At 73.7% G+C, this 1,687-nt stretch carries 1 protein-coding gene and 1 pseudogene; both read right to left on the reverse strand.

Annotated elements, in window-relative coordinates; all coding sequences use genetic code 11:
• Positions 1-602 (reverse strand): annotated as a pseudogene (locus tag CCL05_RS02110) (hypothetical protein); the annotation flags it as partial.
• A gap of 167 nt (positions 603-769) precedes the next feature.
• Positions 770-1,687: LysR family transcriptional regulator (locus CCL05_RS02115; RefSeq protein ID WP_086558752.1), on the reverse strand; the 918-nt coding region annotated here is incomplete at its 5' end.

A 1,687-nucleotide genomic window follows, 5' to 3' on the forward strand; every position in this document is an offset into this window, starting at 1 on the left:
GACGGTGTGTCGACCTGCCCGGCCGGCCGGCCCTTCTGCTGGCCCGGCACGGGCAGCCAGGGCGCGTCGGAGGTGCCCGACAGCACCGTGGCGACGATGACGACGGCGTAGACCCCGCAGGCCACGGCGACGGCCATGCCGATCCGGCGGAGGCGCCGGCTGCGACGGCCCGACTCGTCCACGAAGACGGGCCGGTCGGCGGCGGGGCCCGCGCCGGCACCTTCCTTGACCTGCCGTACGAACCCGTCCCCGAGCTGAACGGCGTCGAGCTGGACGGTCACTTCGTGCGGATCATGGGTGTGCCCGGCCGCGTCGGCGTCCTCCTGCCAGGGGTCGCGGACGGCCGGCCGCGTTCTGAGGCCCGCACCGAACGAGTCGGCACCGAACGAGTCGGCCTCGCCCTCGCTCTGCCGGGGAATGCCGCTCAGTATCTCCGTCACGTCCGTCCCGGCGGACGGGCGTGTGCCCGTCACCTGGACGTCGCCGCCGGAGAAGACCTGCGTGGCTCTCCGGTCCCGGGCTCTGCCGTCCGCGCGGAGTTCACCGGTCCTCGCTGCGGCCTCGGGCCATTCGGGTTGGGCGTCTTCTCGCCACTGTTCCACGCGCACGCACTTCCCCCCACGGGATGGTTCAGGTGCGCTTGCGACCTGAGCACTCGTCGTTCGGACCGGGTCCCCAACCCGCCCAAAGCGCCCCCATTACCACACCGTGCTCAGGCGTCGAATGTAGCGCACGCGGAGGTTGTGTGTTGACGGCGTGCCGAATCGCGTCAGCCGCGAGACGCCATGAGGACATCATCGGTGGCCGGAACCCATCCTCCGACGGGCCTTTGCAGCCACCCCTCCTCCACGGCGAGCCGCGCCGCCGCCCGCCGCAGCGCGTCGAGCCCGGGGTGCCTCAGACCCCTGCGCCACACCAGCGACACGGGAGAGAGCGGAACGGGATCGACCAGGGGACGTGACACCGTCGCCGGCAGGGCCGGGAAGCCCACGACGGCCAGGACCGGGTGCCGCGTACGGGCCATGATCCGCTGGAACTCCTCCTCCCCGACGGCCAGGGGCGCCGGTGGCGCGATGTCGATGCCCCGTCCCTCGAACAGCAGCCGCGCGAGGCCGGTCCACTCCGGCGTGCGGGGATTGCCGGCGCCCGCGTAGACGGTCTCGCCGGCCAGCTCGGCGAGCGGCACCTGCGCCAGCGGGGCCAGCCGGTGGTCCTCCGGCAGCACGATCGCCATCGGCTCGTACCGCACGGGCTGGTGGTCGAGCCCGGCCCGCAGCGCCGGGTCCAGTCCGGCGAACCGTCCGAACGACGCGTCCAGCCGGCCCGCGAGCAACTCCCCGGCGGCCCCGGTCAGGCCGCTCTCGTAGCGGGCCATCAGCTCGTGCCCGGGTGCGAGTTCACGGGCCCGGTGCAGCACATGGCGCGGTGTGGCCAGCCCCGGGGAGTTGAGGTCCACCAGCAGGGGCCGGGCCTGGTCGAAGGCGCCGAGCAGCTCCTCCTGCGCCTGGAGCACGCGGCGGGCGTACGGCAGCAGCCGCTCTCCGTCGGGCGTGAGCGTCACCTGCCGGGTGGTCCGCACGAACAACTCGGCGCCCAGCTCCCGTTCCAGCCGCCGCACGTCCCGGCTCAGCGCCTGCTGGGCCGTGTGCAGACGCACCGCGGCACGGGTGAAGTGCAGTTCCTCGGC

The organism is Streptomyces africanus (assembly GCF_002150735.1).
GTDB lineage: Bacteria > Actinomycetota > Actinomycetes > Streptomycetales > Streptomycetaceae > Streptomyces > Streptomyces africanus.